This window comes from Streptomyces seoulensis, from assembly GCF_022846655.1.
In the GTDB taxonomy this organism is placed as follows: Bacteria; Actinomycetota; Actinomycetes; order Streptomycetales; family Streptomycetaceae; genus Streptomyces.
On sequence record NZ_AP025667.1, the window covers coordinates 4,174,394 to 4,195,470 of the forward strand.

Sequence of the window (21,077 nt, forward strand, 5' to 3'; positions counted from 1 at the left end):
AGTCGTGCTGCTGTGGGTCCGCCGTCGGCCGGTGTCGGTGCTTCGCGCCGCACCGGCCGGCGACTACGCGAGGATTATTCGGCCGATGTCGATCATCTCTTCCTCACGACGACGAAGTCGGCGAGCGCCGTGAAGGCGGCCCGCACCCGGTCGGGCATGTCGACGGCGTGCAGGGCCTCGATGGCGACGGCGTGCTGGCGCCGCGCCTCGTCCGCCGTCCACTCGCGGCCGCCCGCCTCCTCGATGAGCGCGGCGCGGGCCGCGAACTCCGCCTCGGAGAAGGCGGCGAAGTCGCTGCTCTTGGCGTCAGCGGCGAGGATCTCGCCGAGCCGCTCGGAGGCGCTGCCACCGGCGGCCAGGGCGGCCACCACGGGCAGGGACTTCTTGCGCTGGCGCAGGTCGCTCCAGGTCTGCTTGCCGGTGGCCTCCGGGTCGCCCCAGATGCCGAGGAGGTCGTCCACGGCCTGGAAGGCGAGGCCGAGGTGGTAGCCGTAGCGCTCCAGGGCGTCGGCGGTGATGTCGTCGGCGCCGCCGAGGACCGCGCCGATGGAGGAGGCGCAGGCCAGCAGGGCGCCGGTCTTGTTGCCCTCCATCTCCAGGCACTCCTCGACGCTGACGCGGTCGCGGTGCTCGTAGGAGATGTCCTGGGCCTGGCCGTCGATCAGGGCGCGGGTGGCGGTGGTCAGGCGGCGGGTGGCGCGGCCGGCCTCGACGGTGCCGAGCTCCAGCAGGACCTCGTTGCCGAGGGCGAACAGGGCGTCGCCGACCAGGATGGCCTGGGCGGGGCCGTGCACCTTCCACACCGTGTCGCGGTGGCGGCGCTGCTCGTCGCCGTCCATCAGGTCGTCGTGCAGCAGCGAGAAGTTGTGGACCAGCTCGACGGCGACCGCGCCCGGTACGCCGACCTCGGGGGCGGCCCCGGTGACCTCGGCGGAGAGCACGGCGAGGGCGGGGCGCACGGCCTTGCCGCCGTCACCGGCGGCCGGGTTCCCGGCGGCGTCGATCCAGCCGAAGTGGTAGGCGGCGACCGTGTCCATGGGGGGCGCCAGCCGGTCGACGGCAGCGCGCAGGACCGGAGTGGCCAGGGTCCGGCCGCGCTCCAGCAGTGCGGTCACGTCCACCGCGGCGGCGGCTGTCGAGGCCGGGGGCGGCACAGTGGGCACAGTCTCTCCTCTTGTTGCGGTACCGGGGGTGCGGGGCCCCTCCGGGCTGTGCTGATCGAGCATCAGGCCGCCTCCTCGAGTTGGAAGAGGTGGCGGGGGCGGGGCCGGCCCAGGGCGCCGAGCGCGGCGTCGGCCGCGCTCACGCCGCTGCGGACCGCACTCTCCATGGTCGCGGGCCACCCGGTGGCGGTCCACGCTCCGGCCAGGTACAGGCCGGGAACCTTGGTGCGGGCGCCGGGGCGCAGCCGCCCGACGCCGGGGGCGGGGGCGAACGTCGCGGTGCGCTCGCGGGTCACGAAGAAGTCCCGTACCTCGGCGGTGCGGGCGCCGGGGACGAGCCGCTCCAGCTCGGGCAGGTAGCGCTCGCGCAGCTCGGCGACGGGGGCGTCGATGTCGTCCTGGGCCGCCGACTGGGACAGCGCGAGGTACTGGCCCTCGCGCAGCCCGGAGGCGGCGGTGCGGTCGAACACCCACTGCACGGGGGTGCCGAGCGCGGCGAAGAAGGGCCGGGCGAGCACCGGGCGGTCGTAGACGACGTGCACGTTGAGGATCGGCGCGGTGCCGATGCGCAGCAGCCGCCCGGGGTCGTCGAGGGCGCCGTCCGGCAGCAGGTCGTGGGTCTCGCGCTGGGGTACGGCGAGGACGACGGCGTCGGCGTCGATCGTCTCGCCGGGCACCTGGACGCTCCAGCGCCCGTCCCCGTTCCGGTGGACGGAGGTGACGCGGGTACGGAGCTCGGTACGGACGCCCGCGGAGTCGAGCGCCTTGCGGGCCAGCCGGTCGTGCAGGTCGCCCAGCGGGACGTGCGCCCAGCCGATGTCGGCCGCGCCCGGCTCGGAGAGCAGACCGGTCTTGAACACCATGGCGGCGAGCCCCAGCGAGGCGTCGCCCGCGACCGCGTTGAGGGTGGCGATCCCGACCAGGTCCCACAGGGCCTCGATGGCGCGCGCCGACTGGCCGTGCCGGGCCAGCCAGGAGCCGAAGTCCTCGTGGTCCAGGGCCGGGTCGGTGGGGTCGAGTCCCTTGAGCGCGAGCGCGGCCCGCCCGACGGAGGCGCGCTCGGCGAGCGAGAGGTGCGGGTAGGCGGCCAGGCTGCGCCCCAGGTGGAGGGGGACGGGCAGCGGGTCGCGCCGCAGCCTGCCGAGCCGCCGGCCCTCGGGCTTGGCGAGGTCGACCACGGGTACGTCCAGGCGCTCCTGGAGCGGCGCCAGTGCCGTGCCCTCGATCCGGTCCAGGAACCAGCGGTAGGCGGTGCAGCAGCGCAGGTAGACGTGCTGGCCGTTGTCCACGGTCAGCTCGCCGCGCTGGAAGGAGAAGGCGAGCCCGCCGAGCCTCGGCCGGCCTTCGAGCAGGGTGACGCGGACGCCCGCGTCGGCGAGGGCGAGGGCCGCGGTGACTCCGGCGAGCCCGCCGCCGACCACGACGGCGTCCCGGCCGCTGGTGCCGGCCGGGGCGAGGGGTTCGGTGGCGTGTGCCCGTGCGGGCCGTGGGGCCTCGCTCATCTCGCGTCCTTCCGTGCGTGCCGCGCGTGCTGGTCGAACCGTGCACGTCCGGCCGTCGCAGTCAGGGACGCCACGCCGGGGCCACGGGTTGCCCGGCGGGCCGGAGCCGCCTCCTGGGGCCCCGCCGCCATCAGGCACGCCTCCTGAGGGTCTGCCGCGACACGTGCCGGGTGTCGAAGCCGGACAGGCCGCGCACGGCGACGTACGCCTTCTCGCGGCCGGGCAGCGAGACGCGGCCGCGCAGCACGGCCTCCGGGTCGCGCTCGATACGGTCGAGCAGGCGGCGGTAGATGCCGGCCATGGCGGCGACGCAGGCGCCGCTGCGGCGGTCCAGCATGGGCAGCAGCCGGTAGCCCTCGGCGAACAGGGCGCGGGCGCGGCGGACCTCGAAGTGGACGAGGCCCGCGAAGTCGGAGCCCTCGGGCGGGGTGGGTCCGGCGAACCCGGCCGAGCAGCCGAACTTGGCCAGGTCGTCGGCGGGCAGGTAGGTGCGGCCGCCCTCGGCGTCCTCGCGCACGTCCCGGAGGATGTTGGTGAGCTGCAGGGCGAGGCCGAGCGTGTCGGCGTACTCGGGGGCGCGCTCGGCGCCGCGTGCGCCGGGTTCGGTGCCGAAGACGCCGAGCGAGAGGCGGCCGATGGCGCCGGCCACGCAGCGGCAGTAGACCTTGAGGTCGTCCCAGGTCTCGTAGGTCGCGCCGCGCAGGTCCATCTGGACGCCGTCGATCAGCTCGTCCAGGCCGCCGAGCGGGATCGGGAAGGCGCCGGCGGCATGGGTGAGGGCGACGGCCACCGGGTCGGTGTCGTCCTCCTCGACCGCGCCCGCCTGGATGCGGGCGAGCAGCGCCCTGGTGTCCTCCAGCCGGTCCACCTTGACGTCGCCGGGCAGCTCGCCGTCGCCGATGTCGTCGACGCGCCGTGAGAAGGCGTAGAGCGCCGACATGGCGCGGCGCTCGGGCGTCGGCAGCAGCCGGATGCCGTAGGCGAAGTTGCGGGCCTGCTGGCCGGTGACCGTCTCGCAGTAGCGATAGGCGGCGAGTACCGGCGCGGACACGGCTTGCGTAGCCTCCACGGCCCGGATCACCCCTCTCCTCGCAGAGTCGTGCCCGCCTCGCGCAGCAGCTGGAGCTTGCCGGGTCTGGGAGGGCCGGGAAGTACGTCGTGATCGGCGGCGGCGATCGCCCGGACCGCCGCCCTTCCTCCCGCCACGAACCCCGCGAGCAACAGCTTCAGCCTGCCGTGGACGCTACCCACGAGGGGGGCGCCTTCATTCAGCAGCTCGCTCGCGCGCTCGCATTCGAACGCCACCAGGGCGCGTACGGACGCGCCGGCGCTCGGCACGGCGAGGTCGGACTCCTGGACATGGAAACGCTTCATGTCCTGGGCGGGCAGGTAGATGCGGTCGCGGCCGAGGTCCTCGGCCACGTCCTGGAGGTGCTCGACGATCTGCAGCGCGGTGCAGATCGCGTCGGAGCGGCGGACGCGCTCGGGGGTCTCGGTGCCGGTGACGGCGAGCACGAGGCGGCCGACCGGGTTGGCGGAGAGTTCGCAGTAGGCGCGCAGGTCGTCGTAGGTCTCGTACCGGGTGACGAGCTGGTCCTGGCGGTTGGCGGCGATCAGGCCGAGGAAGGGCTCGGGGGTGAGGCCGCGGCGGCGCACGGTGGGCTGCAGGCGGCGCAGCAGGGGGTGGTGCGGGGTGCCGTCGAAGACGCGGCGCAGGTCGGTCTCGAAGGCGTCGAGGACGGCGACGCGGTCGTCGGCCCGCTCCGGGGGGACGCCGAGGATGCGGGCGTCGGCTCCGCCGGGGGCAAGGTCGCCGTCGCCGATGTCGTCGACCAGGCGGGCGAAGCCGTAGACGGCCATGAGGTCGGTGCGCCAGGCCCGGGGCAGGAAGAAGGGGGCCACGGGGAAGTTCTCGCGCGCGGCCTTGTCCAGCGTGGCGCGTTCCAGTGCCGTCGCCGTGTCGGTTCCCGTCACTGCGCGCTGCCCGGTCCGAGGACGGCGCGGCTCACGTTGAGCTGGGGAGTTTCCGTAGCCATTGCCGTCACATCTCCCGTTCTACACTGCCGACCCGATACACACTATTTCGGACACGCCGCCGACCCTCCGGGGGGCGTCCCGGCGGAGGGTGTCGCGCATTATCGCCCCGATTGCCGGTTTCCGGCACCGGTACAGCTTACGTTGTACGACGCGACATGGTCCGTCGGGGTGTCCGGCGCACCACGACAACACACCGATCGGCGCCAGGATTCCTGTGCGCCACCGGAGTTGACGCATCCTTTGCAGACGCGTGGCCCCGCCGGACTCGTCCGGCAGGGCCCCGACCGTCCCGCGGGCTACTTGCCCGTGAACTTCTCGTACTCCTTGAGGACCTCTTCGGTGGGTCCGTCCATGCGGAGTTCGCCGCGCTCCAGCCACAGGACGCGGTTGCAGGTGTCGCGGATGGACTTGTTGTTGTGGCTCACCAGGAAGACCGTGCCGGCCTCCTTGCGCAGTTCCCGGATGCGCTCCTCGGAACGCTTCTGGAAGGCGCGGTCACCGGTGGCCAGCGCCTCGTCGATCATGAGGACGTCGTGGTCCTTGGCCGCGGCGATGGAGAACCGCAGCCGGGCCGCCATGCCGGAGGAGTACGTACGCATCGGCAGGGTGATGAAGTCGCCCTTGTCGTTGATCCCGGAGAAGTCGACGATCCGCTGGTAGCGCTCCTTGATCTGCTCGCGGGACATCCCCATGGCGAGACCGCCCAGGATGACGTTCCGCTCACCGGTCAGGTCGCTCATCAGGGCCGCGTTGACGCCCAGCAGCGAGGGCTGGCCGTCGGTGTAGACCTTGCCCGTCTCCGCCGGGAGCAGGCCGGCGATGGCCCGCAGCAGGGTGGACTTGCCGGAGCCGTTGGAGCCGATCAGGCCGATGGCCTCGCCCCGGTAGGCGGTGAAGGAGACCCCGCGCACGGCGTGCACCTTGCGCACACCCCGCTGCTCGCCGCCGCGCTTGAGGATGCGGCTCAGCGCGGCGGTGGCGCTCCCCTTGCCCGTCTTGGCACCGTTGACCCGGTAGACGATGTGCAGCTCGTCCGCGATGACGGTCGGACGGCGCTCGCCGGTGTTCTGCTCAGCCACGGCCGTACCGCTCCTCAGCCTTCCAGAAGTACACGAAGCCGCCGACGCAGACGACCACGGCCCAGCCCAGGGCGAGGGCCCACACGTGCGGGGGCAGGTTCGAGGCGCCGTACTCGTCGATCAGCGCGAAGCGCATCAGGTCCATGTAGACGGCCGCCGGGTTGGCCTGCAGCACCCGGACGATCCACTCGGGCCTGCCCGCCAGCATGTTGTTGATGGAGAACATCACGCCGGAGGCGTACATCCAGGTCCGCAGGATGAACGGCATGAGCTGGGCGAGGTCGGGCGTCTTGGCGCCCATGCGGGCCACGATCATCGCGAGGCCGGTGTTGAACATGAACTGCAGCACCAGCACCGGCAGGATCAGCAGCCAGGACAGCCGCGGATAGTTGCCGAACCCGATCGCCACCAGGAACACGACGATCATGGAGAACAGCAACTGCTGGAGCTGCTGCAGGGAGAACGAGATCGGCAGCGCGGCGCGCGGGAAGTGCAGGGCGCGCACCAGGCCCAGGTTGCCGGAGATCGCGCGGACGCCCGACATCAGCGAGCTCTGCGTGAAGGTGAACACGAACACGCCGGTGACCAGGAACGGCACGTACACGTCGTGCGACATGCCCCGGCTGGCCTTGAGGATCAGCCCGAAGATCGCGTAGTACACGGCCGCGTTCAGCAGCGGGGTGGCCACCTGCCAGAGCTGGCCCAGCTTGGCCTGGCTGTACTGCGCCGTCAGCTTCGCCTGGGAGAAGGCGAGGATGAAGTGGCGCCGGTTCCACAGCTGCCGGACGTACTCGACGAGCGAGGGGCGGGCACCGCTCACGGCGAGCCCGTACTTGGCGGCGAGATCCGCCGCCGGCAGTCCCTCGTCGGGCGACGGAGGCGCGGTCACCGCGACACCGCCGTCATGGGTTCTCTCACTCACAGGTGGAAACTTTCGTCTTCGAGTGCGTCGTGTACTTCGCGTGCGCCGGGACGCGGGCCCGCCCCGTCGAGCTTCTCAGATCACCGGGGGACGGCCCAGCCGGGTCAGCCGCCACACCGTACGCCAGCGCATCGGGCGACGGGGACCGCTGGGGGTGGTCCAGCCCTCCTTGAAGCCGCCCAGCCATGCCTTCAGCGCAGGTCCGGAGGGGCGGCGGGCCAGGGTGAGCAGCAGCCAGACACCCAGGTAGACCGGGACCAGCAGGGCGGGGAGGTTGCGGCGGGCCAGCCAGACCCGGTTGCGGGCCACCATGCGGTGGTAGACCGCGTGCCGCGAGGGCGCGGTGGTCGGGTGGTACAGGACCATGTCCGACCGGTAGTCGATCATCCAGCCCGCGTCCAGCGCACGCCAGGCGAGGTCGGTCTCCTCGTGGGCGTAGAAGAACTCGTCCGGAAGGCCGCCGACCTCGCCGAGCACCTTCGTGCGGACGGCGTTGGCGCCGCCGAGGAAGGTCGTGACGCGGGAGGAGCGCATCGGGTCCGAGGCGCGCAGCCGGGGCACGTGACGGCGCTGGGTCTCGCCGGTCTCGGGGTCCGCGATGCGGAAGCTGATGATGCCCAGCTCCGGGTCCGCGGCGAACGCGGCCCGGCAGAGCTCGGCGGTGTCCTGCCGGGCGAGCAGGCCGTCGTCGTCGAGGAAGAGCAGGATGTCGACGTCGCCGCCGCCGGGGCCGAACGCCTCGATTCCGACGTTGCGGCCGCCGGGGATGCCGAGGTTCTCGGGCAGCTCGACGGTGCGTACGCCCTCGGGCACGTCGGGCACGGGCGAGCCGTTGCCGACGACGACCACCGAGACCTTGTCGCCGTCCTGCTTGGCGACGGAGTCGATGAGCGCCCGCAGCTCCTCGGGGCGGTTGCCCATGGTGATGATGACCGCGCCGACCTTCATGCCGTTCACCTCAGCCTGCTGGACACGAGAATGGACACCAGGTGCAGCAGGGTCTGCAGCAGGGCGATGCCGGCCAGCACGGCGGTGCCGAGCCGGGTGAAGAACAGGTCGCCGCGCACCTGGTCCACGATGGCGAGCACCAGGATCAGCAGCGACGCCTCGATGCCGAGGATCAGCCGGTGGAACTTGAGCGCGGCGGCGGCCCGCCGGGCCAGCGCCATGCCGGAGGAACGCGGCTCGGACGCCGCCTCCTTGACCGGCGGCATCCCCGTCTGGTGCCGGGCGACGCCGACCAGGTCGGTCTCCGCCTTGATCAGGATGGCGCCGAGGGCCGCGAGGGTACCGAGGAACGCCCACAGCCAGTCGATACGGCCGGTGCCGAACAGGTCGGCGGCGCGCAGCCCGAGGCCGACCAGGACGGCGGCGTCGGTGAGGTAGGCGCCGACCCGGTCGAGGTAGACCCCGCCCAGCGAGTACTGCTTGCGCCAGCGGGCGATCTCGCCGTCCACGCAGTCCAGCAGCAGGTACAACTGGGTCGCGACGATGCCGAGCACGGCGCCCGTGATCCCCGGCACCAGCAGGGCCGGGGCCGCGAGCACACCGCAGACGGTCATCAGGTACGTGAGCTGGTTGGGCGTGATCCTGGTGTTCACCAGGTAGCGGTCGATGCGCAGGGACACCTCGCGCATGTAGAGGCGTCCCGCCCAGTGCTCACCGCTGCGCCGGTCCTTCACCCCCGCGGGGTGGACGACCGGGCGGAGTTCAGCTACCGATGGCCTTGACATAGTCGGCGTAGATGTCCTTGATCTGGTCAGTCTTGAGGTCGAGGTGTTCGAGGATCGTGTAGCGGCCCGGCCGGGTCTCCGGCGCGAACTCCACGACGCGGACGAACTCGTCCACGGTGAAGCCGATGTCCTCCGGCAGCACGGGCAGCCCGTGGCGGCGCAGCACGTCGGCCATGTGCGCCGACTCCTCGTGCGCCCCGCGCAGGTACATGGCGAAGGCGGCACCGAGGCCGCACTGCTCGCCGTGGCTGGCCGCGCGCTGCGGGAAGAGCAGGTCGAAGGCGTGGTTGATCTCGTGGCAGGCGCCCGAGGACGGCCGCGAGTCACCGGACACCGACATGGCGATACCGGACAGCACCAGCGCCTCGGCGAGGACCTGGAGGAAGTCGTTGTCCTCGATCCCGCCGGGGTGCCTGAGCACCGCCTCGCCGGCCTGGCGGGCCATGGCGGCGGCGAGACCGTCGATCTTCTCGCCGTTGACCCGGTTGGCCAGCTCCCAGTCCGCGATGGCGGAGACGTTGGACACCGCGTCGCCGATGCCCGCGCGCACGAAGCGCGCCGGGGCGGCCCGGATGACGTCGAGGTCGATCAGGACGGCGATCGGGTTGGGCACGCCGTAGGAGCCCCGGCCCGCGTCGTTGTCCAGGGTGGCGACCGGCGAGCACAGGCCGTCGTGCGCGAGGTTCGTCGGCACGGCGACCAGGGGCAGGCCGACCCGCGCCGCGGCGTACTTGGCGCAGTCGATGATCTTGCCGCCGCCGAGGCCGACGAGCGCGTCGAAGTGACCGGCGCGGATGTCGTCCGCCAGGCGCACGGCGTCGTCCAGCGTGCCGCCGCCGACCTCGTACCAGGTGGCACCGGGGAGCTGGGGCGCGACCCGCTCCCGCAGCCGGGCGCCGGAACCGCCGCTGACGGCGACGGCGAGGCGGCCGGAGTGCGAGATGCGTTCGTCGGCGAGCACGGTGGCCAGGTCGGCGAGGGCACCCGGGCGGATGTCGACGACGACCGGCGAGGGGATGAGCCTCGTCAGTACTGGCACGCGATCTTCCGTCCCTTGGCGAGGTCGTCGTGGTTGTCGATCTCGACCCAGGAGACGTCGCCGATGGGCTGGACGTCGACCTTGAAGCCGCGGTTCACCAGCTCCTGGTAACCGTCCTCGTAGTAGAGCTGCGGGTCACGCTCGAAGGTCGCACGCAGCGCGTCGGCCAGCTCCTCCGCCGCGTCGCCCTCGATGAGGGTCACGCCGATGTACTCGCCGGTCGCCTCGGCCGGGTCCATCAGCTTGGTGATCTTCTGGACACCCTTCTCGGGGTCCACGACGACCTTCATCTCCTCGTCCGCCAGGGACTTCACCGTGTCCAGCGCGAGGATGATCTTCTTGCCCTCACCGCGCGCGGCGAGCAGCGTCTTCTCGACCGAGACCGGGTGGACGGTGTCGCCGTTGGCGAGGATCACGCCGTCCTTCAGCGCGTCCCGGCCGCACCACAGGGAGTAGGCGTTGTTCCACTCCTCGGCCTTGTCGTTGTCGATCAGCGTGATCTTCAGACCGTACTTGGCCTCAAGGGCCGCCTTGCGGTCGTAGACGGCTTCCTTGCGGTAGCCGACGATCACACCGACCTCCGTCAGACCGACCTCGGCGAAGTTGCCGAGGGTGAGGTCGAGAACGGTGAGCGACTCCTCGTCGCCCTCCGGGCCCACCGGCACCAGAGCCTTGGGCAGCGTGTCGGTGTAGGGGCGCAGACGCCGTCCGGCGCCGGCCGCCAGCACGAGGCCGATCATGCGGTTTCTCCTTCGTCATGGACGGCGGGCGCCCCTGCGGACACCCAGAAGCGGATGCTCTCGACGAGCACCAGCAGAGCTACGCACACGGCGATGACCGTGAGCGCGACGGTGAACTGGGAGGCGGTGAGCAGCGCGGCAAGCACGGTGACGAGCAGCGTGCGCCCCTCCTGCCCCCCGATGGCGCGCACCAGCCAGGCCGGCGGCGCTCCGGCGTCGCCGCGGATGCGGTACACCGTGTCGTAGTGATGGTAGGCGACCGCCGCGACCAGCCCGAACGCCGCCGGAAGGGCGCCTCGGACATCGGCGCGGGCGGCCAGCGCGAGCACCGTGCCGTACTCGGCGGCGCGGAAGAACGGCGGGACGAGCCAGTCCAGCGAGCCCTTGAGCGGGCGGGCCACGGCGAGCGCCGAGGTGAGGACGTAGAGGACGGCGCCGGCGACCGGCAGCCAGCCGCCGAAGCCGGTCAGCGCCGAGCAGGCCACGACGGCGACCCCGCCGAGGAGGGCGACGGCCGGGACGGCGAAGCCGGGCAGGCCCCGCTCGAACAGGCGGCGCGGGGCACCGGCGAGCGGGCCGGAGTCCGCGAGGTCGGCGAGCGCGAGGGCGGCGCGGTCGGTGCGGCTGGCCTTGCGGGTCAGGGAGCGCAGTACGCGGCCGGCGGTGGTGTAGGCGGCGGCGAGGGCGCAGCCGACGAGCAGCACGTAGAAGGTGATGCGGGGGGTGGTGACCGCGGTGAGGACGGCGATCATGGCCCAGCGTTCGCCGATGGGCAGGACGATCATCCGGCGGACCCAGACCGTCCAGCCGACGCTGTCCAGCTTGTCGGAGAGGGCGGCGGTGGGGCTGGTGTTGGCGGTGGCGTCGTGGTTGGCCTCGTTGAAGGAGAAGTCCACGACGTGCCGGCAGGTCTGGAGGATCATCGCGCCGAGCGCGAGGGCCCATACGTCGTCGCCGCCGCGGGCCGCGCCGAGGGCGAGGCCGGCGTAGTAGGCGTACTCCTTGGCCCGGTCGAAGGTGGCGTCCAGCCAGGCGCCGAGCGTGGAGTACTGGAGCGAGTAGCGGGCGAGCTGGCCGTCGGTGCAGTCCAGCACGAAGGAGGCGATCAGCAGGACGCCGGCCGCGACGAAGCCGGGCCGGGTGCCGGTGGCCGCGCAGGCCGCCGCTATGAGCGCGGTGAGCAGCGAGGCGGTGGTGACCTGGTTCGGGGTGAACCCCCGGCGGGCGCACCAGCGCGCGAGGTAGCGCGAGTAGGGGCTGATGCAGTAGGTCGTGAAGAAGCCGTCGCGGGACTTCACGGCCGACTTCAGGCGCACGTCCTCCTCGTCGACGGCGAGGACGGCCTGCCGGGCCTCGTTACGGGCCTGCGGGTCGGCGGGGACGGCGGCGACCAGACTGCCCAGCTCGGGGCGGTGCACCGGGGTGCCGTCGGCGTCGAGGGCGGTGACCAGGCGGTCGGGCAGGCTGTCGACGGCGACCGCCGTGCCGCCGCCGCTCTCGTCCTGCGCGTCCAGTGCCTGGTCCAGCGCCTGCCGGGCGGTGCCCTGGGCGGTGACGGCGCCGGGGACGGCGGCGAGCGGGAAGCGGGGGTCGGTCAGGCCGAGGCGCAGGGCGTGCGCGTGGCCGACGAAGCGGGCGTCGACCAGTGCGACGCGCCCGTCCGCAGGGGCGGACGCGATCAGGTTCCGGGCCTCGGCGGAGTCGGCGGCCGTGCGCACGTCGAAGCCGAGTGACCGCAGATCGCCCTCGAGTGACGATCCGGGGACCGGCTGACCGGTGACGATGGCGGTCGGCAACCGAATTCACTCCCTGGGTCCGGCGCGTCGGCGCCGGTCTGCTGCGTGATGGGGGCGCCCCTCGCCTGCGGCTCGCCGGGGCGGCATGTCGGCAGAGGCTATCGGATGGGCCCGAGTGCACGTTCACCGGGCGTTCAGGCCCGGGCCACCGGGGGCCTCACCCGCCTGTGCCGCGATCATCATCGGGGATGCGGGGGCCGCCCCACAAACCGCGCCCCGACGAGCGACGCGAAATCCGGGCATCGGGGACACCCGGCGATGACGGCGTAGGGTCTGCGAGCATGACGTGGCTGATCACCGGCGGAGCCGGATACATCGGGGCGCACGTGGCGCGGGCCATGAACGACGCCGGAGAGAACGTCGTCGTCCTGGACGACCTGTCGGCGGCGGTGCCGGAGCGGCTGCCCGAGGGCGTGCCGCTGGTCCAGGGCTCGACGCTGGACGGGGACCTGCTGAAGCGCGTGTTCGCCGAGCACGGGGTGACCGGTGTGGTGCATCTCGCGGCGCGCAAGCAGGTCGGGGAGTCGGTGGCCGAACCCGTCCGCTACTACCGGGAGAACATCGGCGGTCTGGCGACCCTGCTGGACGCGATCGCGGACGCGGGCGTACGGCGGCTGGTCTTCTCCTCCTCGGCGGCCGTGTACGGCAACCCGGACGTGGACCTGATCACCGAGGACACCCCGTGTGCCCCGGTGAACCCGTACGGCGAGACCAAGCTGGCCGGTGAGTGGCTGGTGCGCGCGGCCGGGCAGGCGCACGGCATCTCGACGGTGTGCCTGCGCTACTTCAACGTGGCGGGCGCGGCCGCGCCCGAGCTGGCGGACACCGGGGTGTTCAACATCGTCCCGATGGTCTTCGACCGGCTGACCCGTGACGAGGCGCCCCGGATCTTCGGCTCCGACTACCCGACGCCGGACGGCACCTGCGTCCGCGACTACATCCATGTGACGGATCTCGCCGAGGCACACCTCGCGGCGGCCCGGCGGCTGTCCGACGGCTCGCTGAGCGGCGATCTGACGCTGAACATCGGCCGGGGCGAAGGTGTCTCGGTGCGCGAGCTGATCACGGTGATCGGCGAGGTCACCGGGGACCGGCGCCCGCCGGTGGTGGAGGACCGTCGTCCGGGGGACGCCCCGCGCGCGGTCGCCTCGGCCGACCGCGCGGCGGCCGAGCTGGGCTGGCGGGCGCGGCTCGGGGTGCCGGAGATGGTCGGTTCGGCGTGGGAGGGCTGGCAGCTCCACCACGGTCGGTGAGGACGCCGCACAGCTCTGACCTGCGGAACGTTTCCGCAGGTCAGAGCACATGACAACGGTGTTCAGTGCCGCGTTGCCCGGTGACCGCCGACCGTAGTTGACTGTGAGCCGGTGCTTTCGTCTGCGAGCCGGCGCGCGGCGCTGAAGGGTGGTCTTTCTCATGGGGGCAGGGCACGACCACGGGCATGCGCACAGCCATGTGCCGTCCACGGGGACGGCCGCGGCCGCGTACCGGGGCAGGCTGCGCGCGGCGCTGGGCATCACGCTCACGATCATGGTGGTCGAGATCGTCGGCGGTCTGGTCTCGGACTCCCTGGCGCTGATCGCGGACGCGGCCCACATGGCCACCGACGCGGTGGGCCTGGTGATGGCGCTGCTGGCGATCCACTTCGCGGCCCGGCCGCCGAGCACCAACCGCACCTTCGGCTTCGCCCGCGCCGAGATCCTGGCGGCGCTCGCCAACTGTGTGCTGCTGCTCGGCGTCGGCGGCTACGTGCTGGTGGAGGCGGTGGAGCGGTTCATGCGGCCGGCCGGGACCCAGGGCGGGCTGATGGTCGTCTTCGGCGCGATCGGCCTGGTGGCGAACTCCGTCTCGCTCCTGCTCTTGATGCGCGGGCAGAAGGAGAGCCTGAACGTGCGCGGCGCCTTCCTGGAGGTCGCGGCGGACGCGCTGGGTTCGGTGGCGGTGATCATCTCGGCGGCCGTCATCCTGACGACCGGCTGGCAGGCCGCAGACCCGATCGCCTCGCTGGTCATCGGGCTGATGATCGTGCCGAGGACGCTGCGGCTGCTGCGCGAGACGCTGGACGTGCTGCTGGAGGCGGCCCCCAAGGACGTCGACATGAGCGAGGTACGGACCCACATCCTCGACCTGGACGGCGTGGAGGACGTGCACGACCTGCACGCCTGGACGATCACCTCGGGACTGCCGGTGCTCTCGGCGCATGTGGTGGTGAGCACGGACGTGCTGAACGCCATCGGCCACGAGAAGATGCTGCACGAGCTCCAGGGCTGCCTGGGCGACCACTTCGACGTGGAGCACTGCACCTTCCAGTTGGAGCCGAGCGGGCACGCGGAGCACGAGGCGCGACTCTGTCACTGAGGGGCGCACGGGGGTAAAGGACATGCGGACGTGCCGGGAAGTGCCGGGAGTGCCGCTTTCGTACGGCAGACTTGGAGTGCGAAGACCGACGCGAAGGATGGGTATGCCGATCACACCTGCCACCGAGACGCAACTCTCGTCGAACGGGACCGCGGAGTCGATCTTGCTGGAACTCGTGGACGAGAACGGCGTGACGATCGGCACCGCGGAGAAGCTGGCTGCCCACCAGCCGCCGGGACAACTGCACCGTGCCTTCTCGGTGTTCCTCTTCGACGAGCGGGGACGGCTGCTGCTCCAGCAGCGGGCGCTGGGCAAGTACCACTCCCCCGGAGTCTGGTCCAACACGTGCTGCGGCCACCCCTATCCCGGTGAGGCGCCGTTCGCGGCGGCGGCCCGGCGTACGGCCGAGGAGCTGGGGGTCTCGCCCTCGCTGATGGCCCAGGCGGGCACGGTGCGCTACAACCACCCCGACCCGGCGTCGGGGCTGGTGGAGCAGGAGTACAACCACCTCTTCGTCGGGCTGGTCCAGCAGAAGCCTGCGCCGGACCCGGAAGAGGTGGGCGCGACCGCCTTCGTGACGGCGGCCGAGCTGGCGGAGCGGCACGCGCGCGAGCCGTTCTCCGCGTGGTTCATGACGGTGCTGGACGCGGCGCGTCCGGCGATCAAGGAGCTGACGGGGTCGTCCGCGGGCTGGTAGGCCCCGCGCGGGGCCGTCTTCTCGCCTCGCGGACCCTCATCTGGACAGCGCGGGTTTGAGCGGCAGGGCGGCCCAGATCACCTTGCCGCCGCTCGCCGTGTGCTCCACGTCGACCGCGCCGCCCGCCTCCCGTGCCACCTCGCGCACCAGGAGCAGGCCCCGGCCGCCGGTCTGGGCGTGGTCGGCCTCCAGCGCGGTCGGCCGGTAGGGGTGGTTGTCCTCCACCGACACCCGGACCCACTCGGCGCCCACGGCCACCTCCACCCCGAGCACCGGGGAGAGCAGGGCCGCGTGCTTGACGGCGTTCGTGACCAGCTCGGAGACGATCAGCAGCAGCCCGTGCACCACTTCGTCCGCGACCGGTACGCCCTGGCGCATCAGCAGGTCCCGTACGGCATGCCTCGCCTGCGGGACCGAGGCGTCCACGGCGGGGGCGGTGAACCGCCACACGCCCTCGTACGGCAGGGGTCCGGGCGGATGCTCGGCGCCCTCCGCTGGGCGCGGCACACCTCCGCGCCCGTGGTTGTCCATCGTCCGGTCGCCACCCTCGCGCTCGATTGTCACCACACGTCGAGTGTTGGTAACGAGGGGGTGCGCCCCGGAGAACTGAACACAAGTCAGCGGGTATCGAACGGTTACGACCGGTCTCGCACGATGCGGTCGTGCGGATGACCGGTCCTGTCCGTGGGGTGTCCGGTTCGAGAACTATTCGGTTTGTACGGGTTAGCCGGGCCCTCCGCGCCGGCTGAGAGCCAACTCACCCGGACGGCACCGGCGCCCGGCCCGGTCGGCGTGGATAGCATCCGCCGCATGGAGCCCGAGCTGTCGCACGGCGTCGCGGACCGCGTCGCCACCGTCGTCATCCGCCACCCGGCCAAGCGCAACGCCATGACGGCCGCGATGTGGCGGGCGCTGCCCCCGCTGCTGGCGGACCTGGCCGCCGATCCCGGAGTGCGGACGCTGGTGCTCACCGGGGAGGGCGGCACCTTCTGCGCGGGCGCGGACATCTCCACGCTGCGGGGTTCGCCGGCCGAGGCGCAGGGCCTGGCGGTGGCCGCCGAGGAGGCGCTGGCCGCGTTCCCCAAGCCGACCCTCGCCGCGATCCGGGGCCACTGCGTGGGCGGCGGGGCGCAGCTCGCGGCCGCCTGCGATCTGCGCCTGGCGGAGGAGGGCGCGCTGTTCGGGGTGACACCGGCGAGGCTCGGCATCGTCTACCCGGCCTCCTCCACGCGCCGCCTGGTCTCGCTGGTCGGGCCGGCCACCGCCAAGTACCTCCTCTTCTCGGCCGACTTGATCGACAGCGCCCGCGCCCTGCGCACCGGACTGGTGGACGAGGTGCTCGCGGTGGGCGACCTGGACAAGCGGGTGGCCGCCCTCACGGCCACCCTGGCCACCCGCTCCCTGCTGACCCAGGCCGCCGCCAAGGAGTACGCCGACGGCCGCACCGACCGCGACGCCCACTGGACGTCCGAGGCCCTCGCCGCCACCGACACGCAGGAGGGCGTGACGGCCTTCCTGGAACGCCGCGAACCCCGTTTCACCTGGAGCGCGCCTACGACAGGATGAACCGGCTCCGCTCGCGCAGGGCGGCGACCAGGTGGGCGGGTGCCTTGGCCGGCGAACCGGCGTCGTAGGGCGGCTGCGGGTCGTACTCCTGGCCGAGCTGGACGGTCTGGGCGTACTCGTCGCCCGCGATCCGGCCGAGCAGGGTGAGGCCCATGTCGATCCCGGCGGACACCCCGGCGGCCGTGACGTACTTGCCGTCGGTCACCACGCGTTCCGCGACCGGTTCGGCGCCGAACCGCTTCAGTTCCTCGATGGCCAGCCAGTGCGAGGTGGCGCGACGGCCCTCCAGCAGTCCGGCGGCGCCCAGCAGCAGCGAGCCGGTGCACACCGAGGTGGTCCAGGTGCTGGTGGCGTCCGCCCGGCGCAGCCAGTCGAGCAGCGGGGCGTGCTCCATCAGCGCGCTCTGGCCCGGACCGCCCGGCACCACCACCACGTCGGGGCTGGTCACCTCGGCCAGCGACCGGTCGGCGACCAGGGCGAGCGCGCCGGTGTCGGTGCGCACGGGGCCGGGCCGCTCGGCGACGAAGACGGTCTCCGCGTCCGGTGTGCGGGCCAGGGCCTCGTACGGTCCGACCGCGTCCAGGGCGGTGAAGCGGTCGTAGAGGACGACGGCGATCTGCATGGCGGTCCTTTCGACGGGTGCGCCCAAGTCGGCGCGGGAAGACGGGGAAGTCAGCGCGGGAGTACGGGGTGGAAGCGGCGGCGGTACTCCGCCGGGGCGGTGCCGAGCGCCTTGAGGAAGGCGCGGCGCATGGATTCGGGGGTGCCGTAGCCGCTCGCGCGGGCGACCTCCTCGACCGAGGCGGAGGTGTCCTCCAGCAGCCTGCGGGCGTGTTCCAGCCGGACCCGGTCGACGTGGCGGCCCGGTGTCGTGCCGGTCTCGGCGGTGAAGGCGCGGGCGAAGTGACGCGGGGAGAGCCGGGCGCGGGCGGCCAGGGCGTCGACGGAGAGGTCGGCGTCCGGGTGCTCGGTGATCCAGCGCTGGACCTCCCGCAGCGGCTCGCGGGAGGCGGTCTGCGCGGCGAGCTGGGCGCTGAACTGCGCCTGGTTGCCGGGCCGGCGCAGGAAGACCACGAGGTGCCGGGCGACGGTGAGCGCGACCTGACGGTCCAGGTCCTCCTCCACCAGGGCCAGCGCCAGGTCGATGCCGGAGGTGACGCCCGCCGACGTGGCCACATGCCCGTCGCGCACATAGATCGGCTCGGGCTCCACCGTCACGGCCGGGTGCTCGCGGGCCAGCCGCTCGCAGTGCGCCCAGTGCGTGGTGGCGCGGCGGCCGTCCAGCAGCCCGGCGGCGGCGAGGAGGAGGGCGCCGGTGCACACGGACACCAGGCGCGTCGCCCCGGGCCCGTGATCGCGCAGCCACTCGACCAGCGCCGGGTCGGGGCGGCGGGTGCCCGCACCGCCGGGGACCAGCAGGGTGTGCGGGCCGGGTGCGGCGGTGAGCGCCAGGTCGGGTACGAGGTTCAGGCCGCTGGAGCTGCGCACCGGGCCGCCGTCCAGGGAGGCGGTGCGCATCCGGTAGCTGCCCGGCGCGAGCCGCTCGGCACCGGTGAAGACCTCCAGCGGGCCCGTGATGTCGAGGCTCTGTACGTCGTCGAAGAGGACGAGGAGGACCGTGCGCGGGGCGGGCTGCGGCATACGGTCGATTCTCGGGCGGGCCGTCCGTGTCCGCAATGACGGATAGCCCACCTTTCCTGCCACCGAAGACGGCCGGACGTGACCAGGCGTGCCGGGACGACGCGCGGGTACCCGGTGCGGACCGGGCGACCGCCGGGTGGATTGGAGTTCTCTCATGTTCCGTGCCATCGCCGATGTGCTGCGCCAGATAGGCGGCGCCATCGCGACCGTCGTCACCCTGCCGTTCCGGGCACTCGCCCGGCTGTTCGGCGGGGCCTCCAGCGGCCGCGCCTGACACGGGGCGCCCGGTGCGCCCTGCCGTCCGTTCTCCGCCGCCACCTGCCACAATTGCCGCGCAACCTTAAGCGGAGAAGGCGGTACGGGATCGTGACGACACCCCTCACAGGGTCCATCGAAGGCAGGATCGCCGGGGAACTCGGCGTACGGGAGCGGCAGGTGAAGGCCGCGGTGGAGCTGCTGGACGGCGGTTCGACGGTGCCCTTCATCGCCCGCTACCGCAAGGAGGCGACCGAATCCCTCGACGACGCTCAACTGCGTACGCTCGAGGAGCGGCTGCGGTATCTGCGCGAGCTGGAGGACCGCCGGAGCGCGATCCTGGAGTCGGTGCGCGAGCAGGGCAAGCTCACCGCCGAGCTGGAGGAGCGCATCCGGGGCGCCGAGACCAAGGCGCGCCTGGAGGACATCTACCTCCCGTACAAGCCCAAGCGGCGCACCAAGGCGCAGATCGCGCGTGAGGCCGGTCTCGAGCCGCTGACCGAGGGGCTGCTGACCGATCCGTCGGTGGAACCGGCGGCCGCGGCGGCCGCGTTCGTGGACGCGGACAAGGGCGTCGCGGACGCGCAGGCGGCGTTGGAGGGCGCGCGGGCGATCCTGACGGAGCGCTTCTCCGAGGACGCCGACCTGATCGGCGAGCTGCGCGAGCGGATGTGGACGCGCGGCCGGCTGGCCGCCAAGGTGCGTGACGGCAAGGAGGAGGCGGGCGCCAAGTTCGCCGACTACTTCGACTTCACCGAGCCGTTCACCGCGCTCCCCTCGCACCGCGTTCTGGCGATGCTGCGCGGCGAGAAGGAGGAGGTCCTCGACCTCGTCCTGGAGCCGGAGGAGCCGACGGAGCCGGGGGCCCGTTCGTCGTACGAGGGCATCATCGCGGGCCGGTTCGGCATCGCGGACCGGGGCCGTCCCGGTGACAAGTGGCTCGGCGACACCGTCCGCTGGGCCTGGCGCACCCGGGTGCTGGTGCACCTCGGCATCGACCTCAGGCTGCGGTTGCGTACGGCGGCCGAGGACGAGGCGGTCGACGTGTTCGCCGCCAACCTGCGCGATCTGCTGCTGGCCGCCCCGGCCGGCACCCGCGCCACGCTGGGCCTGGACCCCGGTTTCCGCACCGGGGTGAAGGTGGCCGTGGTCGACTCCACCGGCAAGGCCGTCGCCACCGATGTGATCTACCCGCACGTCCCTGCCAACAAGTGGGACGAGGCGATCGCCAAGCTGGCCCGGCTGGCCAAGGAGCACCAGGTCGACCTGGTCGCCATCGGCAACGGCACCGCCTCCCGCGAGACGGACAAGCTGGCCACCGAACTCATCGCCAAGCACCCGGAGTTGAACCTCACCAAGGTGATGGTGTCCGAGGCGGGCGCTTCGGTGTACTCGGCGTCGGAGTACGCCTCCCGTGAACTGCCCGGCATGGACGTGTCGTTGCGCGGCGCGGTGTCCATCGCCCGGCGTCTGCAGGACCCGCTGGCCGAGCTGGTGAAGATCGACCCGAAGTCGATCGGCGTCGGCCAGTACCAGCACGACCTCTCCGAGGTGAAGCTGTCCCGCTCGCTGGACGCGGTGGTCGAGGACTGTGTGAACGGCGTCGGCGTGGACGTCAACACCGCGTCCGTGCCGCTTCTTTCGCGGGTGTCCGGCATCTCCGCCACGCTGGCCGAGAACATCGTGACGCACCGCGACACCAACGGCCCGTTCGCCTCCCGCTCGGAGCTGAAGAAGGTGTCCCGCCTGGGCCCCAAGGCGTACGAGCAGTGCGCGGGCTTCCTGCGCATCCGGGGCGGCAGCGACCCGCTGGACTCCTCCAGCGTGCACCCGGAGGCGTACCCGGTGGTGCGGCGGATGGTGAAGACGGCCGGGCAGGAAGTGGCCACGCTGGTCGGCAACACGGGCGTGCTGCGTTCGCTGCGGGCCGCCGACTTCGTGGACGACACCTTCGGTCTGCCGACCGTCTCCGACATCCTGAGGGAGCTGGAGAAGCCGGGGCGTGACCCGCGTCCGGCGTTCAAGACGGCCACCTTCAAGGAGGGCGTGGAGAAGATCTCCGACCTGGCCGCCGGGATGGTGCTGGAGGGCGTGGTGACGAACGTGGCCGCCTTCGGCGCGTTCGTGGACATCGGCGTCCACCAGGACGGTCTGGTCCATGTGTCGGCGATGTCGAAGACGTTCGTCAAGGACCCGCGGGACGTCGCCAAGCCGGGTGACATCGTCAAGGTGAAGGTCCTGGACGTGGACATCCCGCGCAAGCGGATCGCGCTGACGCTGCGGCTGGACGACGAGGCGGCCCCGCAGGAGCGTGGCGGCCCCCGTCAGCAGCGCGGTGGCGGTGCCCGCCCGCCGCAGCAGCGGCAGGGGCAAGGCCAGGGTCAAGGTCAGGGCCAGCGTCAGGCCCAGGGCGGCCAGGGTCGTGGGAACGGCGGCGGCAAGGACCGGGGCGGCCGTCCGGCCCCGGCGCCGGCCAACAGCGCCATGGCCGACGCGCTGCGCCGCGCGGGCCTGGTCGACCCGAAGAAGGGCCGCCGCTGACCCGCTCCCCG

Annotated in this window: 21 protein-coding genes; 6 read left to right on the forward strand and 15 right to left on the reverse strand. The window is 72.5% G+C overall.

Going from position 1 to position 21,077, the window contains the following annotated elements:
• Positions 1 to 92: 92 nt before the first annotated feature.
• The 12 genes from HEK131_RS19290 to HEK131_RS19340 form a co-directional block, all read right to left on the reverse strand.
• Positions 93 to 1,226: a polyprenyl synthetase family protein gene (locus HEK131_RS19290; RefSeq protein WP_217465476.1), complete on the reverse strand. Its 1,134-nt coding sequence runs from the start codon at positions 1,224 to 1,226 to the stop codon at positions 93 to 95.
• Complete coding sequence (gene hpnE / locus HEK131_RS19295; protein WP_244336315.1) at positions 1,226 to 2,665, reverse strand: hydroxysqualene dehydroxylase HpnE; 1,440 nt, start codon at positions 2,663 to 2,665, stop codon at positions 1,226 to 1,228. The genes HEK131_RS19290 and hpnE overlap by 1 nt, the downstream gene beginning before the upstream one ends.
• Positions 2,662 to 2,796: a DUF6380 family protein gene (locus HEK131_RS30340; protein ID WP_374201519.1), complete on the reverse strand. Its 135-nt coding sequence runs from the start codon at positions 2,794 to 2,796 to the stop codon at positions 2,662 to 2,664. The genes hpnE and HEK131_RS30340 overlap by 4 nt, the downstream gene beginning before the upstream one ends.
• Positions 2,796 to 3,746: a presqualene diphosphate synthase HpnD gene (gene hpnD / locus HEK131_RS19300; protein WP_161150760.1), complete on the reverse strand. Its 951-nt coding sequence runs from the start codon at positions 3,744 to 3,746 to the stop codon at positions 2,796 to 2,798. Before hpnD ends, HEK131_RS30340 begins: the two co-directional genes overlap by 1 nt.
• Positions 3,743 to 4,639, reverse strand: coding sequence for a squalene synthase HpnC (hpnC, locus tag HEK131_RS19305; RefSeq protein ID WP_217465478.1), 897 nt, complete (start codon positions 4,637 to 4,639; stop codon positions 3,743 to 3,745). The genes hpnD and hpnC overlap by 4 nt, the downstream gene beginning before the upstream one ends.
• Before the next feature lie 359 nt (positions 4,640 to 4,998).
• Positions 4,999 to 5,781, reverse strand: coding sequence for an ABC transporter ATP-binding protein (locus HEK131_RS19310; RefSeq protein WP_217465479.1), 783 nt, complete (start codon positions 5,779 to 5,781; stop codon positions 4,999 to 5,001).
• Positions 5,774 to 6,703: an ABC transporter permease gene (locus HEK131_RS19315; RefSeq protein ID WP_217465480.1), complete on the reverse strand. Its 930-nt coding sequence runs from the start codon at positions 6,701 to 6,703 to the stop codon at positions 5,774 to 5,776. Before HEK131_RS19315 ends, HEK131_RS19310 begins: the two co-directional genes overlap by 8 nt.
• 75 nt (positions 6,704 to 6,778) lie before the next feature.
• Positions 6,779 to 7,651: a glycosyltransferase family 2 protein gene (locus HEK131_RS19320; RefSeq protein WP_161147081.1), complete on the reverse strand. Its 873-nt coding sequence runs from the start codon at positions 7,649 to 7,651 to the stop codon at positions 6,779 to 6,781.
• A gap of 5 nt (positions 7,652 to 7,656) precedes the next feature.
• Complete coding sequence (locus HEK131_RS19325) at positions 7,657 to 8,436, reverse strand: CDP-alcohol phosphatidyltransferase family protein (RefSeq protein ID WP_161147080.1); 780 nt, start codon at positions 8,434 to 8,436, stop codon at positions 7,657 to 7,659.
• Positions 8,414 to 9,475, reverse strand: a complete 1,062-nt coding sequence (locus HEK131_RS19330) for an iron-containing alcohol dehydrogenase family protein (RefSeq protein ID WP_217465481.1) — start codon at positions 9,473 to 9,475, stop codon at positions 8,414 to 8,416. Before HEK131_RS19330 ends, HEK131_RS19325 begins: the two co-directional genes overlap by 23 nt.
• On the reverse strand, positions 9,463 to 10,215 hold the full coding sequence (locus tag HEK131_RS19335) for a sugar phosphate nucleotidyltransferase (protein WP_244336316.1): 753 nt from the start codon (positions 10,213 to 10,215) through the stop codon (positions 9,463 to 9,465). The genes HEK131_RS19330 and HEK131_RS19335 overlap by 13 nt, the downstream gene beginning before the upstream one ends.
• A complete protein-coding gene (locus tag HEK131_RS19340; RefSeq protein ID WP_244336317.1) occupies positions 10,212 to 12,011 on the reverse strand; it encodes a DUF5941 domain-containing protein in 1,800 nt (599 codons plus the stop codon). The genes HEK131_RS19335 and HEK131_RS19340 overlap by 4 nt, the downstream gene beginning before the upstream one ends.
• 281 nt (positions 12,012 to 12,292) lie before the next feature.
• Here HEK131_RS19340 and galE point away from each other — a divergent pair, with 281 nt between their 5' ends.
• From galE to idi, 3 genes are all read left to right on the forward strand, one after another.
• A complete protein-coding gene (galE, locus tag HEK131_RS19345) occupies positions 12,293 to 13,264 on the forward strand; it encodes a UDP-glucose 4-epimerase GalE (RefSeq protein WP_217463871.1) in 972 nt (323 codons plus the stop codon).
• Positions 13,265 to 13,424: 160 nt separating this feature from the next.
• Complete coding sequence (locus HEK131_RS19350) at positions 13,425 to 14,366, forward strand: cation diffusion facilitator family transporter (protein ID WP_244336318.1); 942 nt, start codon at positions 13,425 to 13,427, stop codon at positions 14,364 to 14,366.
• Between the two features lie 103 nt (positions 14,367 to 14,469).
• Positions 14,470 to 15,063, forward strand: a complete 594-nt coding sequence (gene idi, locus HEK131_RS19355) for an isopentenyl-diphosphate Delta-isomerase (RefSeq protein WP_217463869.1) — start codon at positions 14,470 to 14,472, stop codon at positions 15,061 to 15,063.
• Between the two features lie 36 nt (positions 15,064 to 15,099).
• Here idi and HEK131_RS19360 read toward each other — a convergent pair whose 3' ends face one another.
• The gene (locus HEK131_RS19360) at positions 15,100 to 15,594 is read right to left on the reverse strand and encodes an ATP-binding protein (protein ID WP_202494596.1); all 495 of its coding nucleotides are present in this window, start codon (positions 15,592 to 15,594) and stop codon (positions 15,100 to 15,102) included.
• Between the two features lie 279 nt (positions 15,595 to 15,873).
• Here HEK131_RS19360 and HEK131_RS19365 point away from each other — a divergent pair, with 279 nt between their 5' ends.
• A complete protein-coding gene (locus HEK131_RS19365; RefSeq protein ID WP_244336319.1) occupies positions 15,874 to 16,629 on the forward strand; it encodes an enoyl-CoA hydratase/isomerase family protein in 756 nt (251 codons plus the stop codon).
• Here the strand turns inward: HEK131_RS19365 and HEK131_RS19370 are convergent.
• Both HEK131_RS19370 and HEK131_RS19375 read right to left on the reverse strand, forming a co-directional pair.
• Positions 16,616 to 17,251, reverse strand: coding sequence for a DJ-1/PfpI family protein (locus HEK131_RS19370; protein WP_217463867.1), 636 nt, complete (start codon positions 17,249 to 17,251; stop codon positions 16,616 to 16,618). The two genes, HEK131_RS19365 and HEK131_RS19370, sit on opposite strands and share 14 nt — an antisense overlap.
• Positions 17,252 to 17,301: 50 nt before the next feature.
• Positions 17,302 to 18,270: a GlxA family transcriptional regulator gene (locus HEK131_RS19375; protein WP_244336320.1), complete on the reverse strand. Its 969-nt coding sequence runs from the start codon at positions 18,268 to 18,270 to the stop codon at positions 17,302 to 17,304.
• 154 nt (positions 18,271 to 18,424) lie between these two features.
• Between HEK131_RS19375 and HEK131_RS30160 the strand changes: the two genes are divergently transcribed.
• Both HEK131_RS30160 and HEK131_RS19380 read left to right on the forward strand, forming a co-directional pair.
• Positions 18,425 to 18,544 (forward strand): LPFR motif small protein, encoded by a 120-nt coding sequence (locus HEK131_RS30160; protein ID WP_254641675.1) that lies wholly within the window; start codon positions 18,425 to 18,427, stop codon positions 18,542 to 18,544.
• A gap of 92 nt (positions 18,545 to 18,636) precedes the next feature.
• Positions 18,637 to 21,066, forward strand: coding sequence for a Tex family protein (locus tag HEK131_RS19380; RefSeq protein WP_244336321.1), 2,430 nt, complete (start codon positions 18,637 to 18,639; stop codon positions 21,064 to 21,066).
• Positions 21,067 to 21,077 lie beyond the last annotated feature (11 nt).

What these genes read in the sequence shown, in the direction of transcription:
- HEK131_RS19290 (WP_217465476.1), bottom strand. Translation starts at nt 1,226, where the DNA reads ATGCTCGATCAGCACAGCCCGGAGGGGCCCCGCACCCCCGGTACCGCA.
- hpnE (WP_244336315.1), bottom strand. Translation starts at nt 2,665, where the DNA reads ATGAGCGAGGCCCCACGGCCCGCACGGGCACACGCCACCGAACCCCTC.
- HEK131_RS30340 (WP_374201519.1), bottom strand. Translation starts at nt 2,796, where the DNA reads ATGGCGGCGGGGCCCCAGGAGGCGGCTCCGGCCCGCCGGGCAACCCGT.
- HEK131_RS19320 (WP_161147081.1), bottom strand. Translation starts at nt 7,651, where the DNA reads ATGAAGGTCGGCGCGGTCATCATCACCATGGGCAACCGCCCCGAGGAG.
- HEK131_RS19325 (WP_161147080.1), bottom strand. Translation starts at nt 8,436, where the DNA reads ATGTCAAGGCCATCGGTAGCTGAACTCCGCCCGGTCGTCCACCCCGCG.
- HEK131_RS19335 (WP_244336316.1), bottom strand. Translation starts at nt 10,215, where the DNA reads ATGATCGGCCTCGTGCTGGCGGCCGGCGCCGGACGGCGTCTGCGCCCC.
- galE (WP_217463871.1), top strand. Translation starts at nt 12,293, where the DNA reads ATGACGTGGCTGATCACCGGCGGAGCCGGATACATCGGGGCGCACGTG.
- HEK131_RS19350 (WP_244336318.1), top strand. Translation starts at nt 13,425, where the DNA reads ATGGGGGCAGGGCACGACCACGGGCATGCGCACAGCCATGTGCCGTCC.
- idi (WP_217463869.1), top strand. Translation starts at nt 14,470, where the DNA reads ATGCCGATCACACCTGCCACCGAGACGCAACTCTCGTCGAACGGGACC.
- HEK131_RS19360 (WP_202494596.1), bottom strand. Translation starts at nt 15,594, where the DNA reads ATGGACAACCACGGGCGCGGAGGTGTGCCGCGCCCAGCGGAGGGCGCC.
- HEK131_RS19365 (WP_244336319.1), top strand. Translation starts at nt 15,874, where the DNA reads ATGGAGCCCGAGCTGTCGCACGGCGTCGCGGACCGCGTCGCCACCGTC.
- HEK131_RS19370 (WP_217463867.1), bottom strand. Translation starts at nt 17,251, where the DNA reads ATGCAGATCGCCGTCGTCCTCTACGACCGCTTCACCGCCCTGGACGCG.
- HEK131_RS19375 (WP_244336320.1), bottom strand. Translation starts at nt 18,270, where the DNA reads ATGCCGCAGCCCGCCCCGCGCACGGTCCTCCTCGTCCTCTTCGACGAC.
- HEK131_RS30160 (WP_254641675.1), top strand. Translation starts at nt 18,425, where the DNA reads ATGTTCCGTGCCATCGCCGATGTGCTGCGCCAGATAGGCGGCGCCATC.